A 1,030-nucleotide genomic window follows, 5' to 3' on the forward strand; every position below is an offset into this window, starting at 1 on the left:
TCCACACTGCGCTTCTGCGCAGGACCTCCGCTCCGAACTCAGCTTCCTCTCGAGCCAACGCGCCGGCCAGGTCGAACTGAAGCCCCTCGTGATTCGCGGGCGTCAGGCGAACCGTGGGACAGAAGTCGCTGGTCCCCGGCATGTTGTCCCGCACACGCCACCGGCCCACCGGCACGCTGGTGGTCGCGACCACCTGTTCTTCAGGATCCAGGGCTTCGACGTAGTTGCCCCCGACCAAGCCGTTCTCGATCGGCAGCTCTCGCCGAGTGAGCCACTCGTAGAAGAAACCGGCCCGGCGGGCGTATTGACCGTTCGGCTCTGCACGCACCCAGTCGGCAACGACGAGCGGGTCCAGGCGTTCAAAGAGGCGGGCCAGGAGTTCGAGGTGCACGCCCTCGTGTTTGAGCATGAAAGTCAGGTGGGCCTGCAGCGTGGCAGCAGGTCGCATGTGCTCTTGGTGGACCTCCCGACGGTACCCCGGATGGTGTACGGTCTGTCTGCGGGGACCGATCTCGCTGCGGACAAAGATGGGCTGGACGAGTTCAAGGCTGAACGCGCGAACGAGCCATGCAGCTCCGATGGGATCTCCGGGGTTGCCAGAGGCATGAGGCCCGAGATTTTTCGCTTCCATGGCGCAATCCTATCCAGAAAATGCTTAGCGGCGCATAAATATGCATTGCTATGTCGCCGATTGCATAAAAACAGTTTTCGATCGCGGCTCTCTCTCTGCGAAGCTGCAAGAGCTTTTTTCCATGCAGTTCGAGAGCCTTCGCTGTCGCGAATGCACTGCCGCTCGAACTTCACCTCCCTGTCGGAGCATCCCTGGCAGAGGAGTTGGTCGCGTGCGCCGCGACCAAGCGCGCGAAGCCAGCCTCCGCTTCATCTGCGGCAACGAGGCGCTCAAAGTAGTGGACGCGGGCAGGCAAGCAGGACTTGCTGCACGTCGGCCAGAGGTGATCGATAGAAGGGCGTCTGATGAAAGGAACGTTCTTTCGCGTGTTCCCGCACGGGGCCAAGAACAGCCAATCAC

At 61.7% G+C, this 1,030-nt stretch carries 1 pseudogene; it reads right to left on the bottom strand.

From position 1 onward, the window contains the following. Positions 1-631: pseudogene (locus AC04MI_RS25555) on the bottom strand (Fic family protein); the annotation flags it as partial. Between the last annotated feature and the right edge of the window lie 399 nt (positions 632-1,030).

The sequence above is a fragment of the Acidovorax sp. LjRoot204 genome (assembly GCF_056175785.1).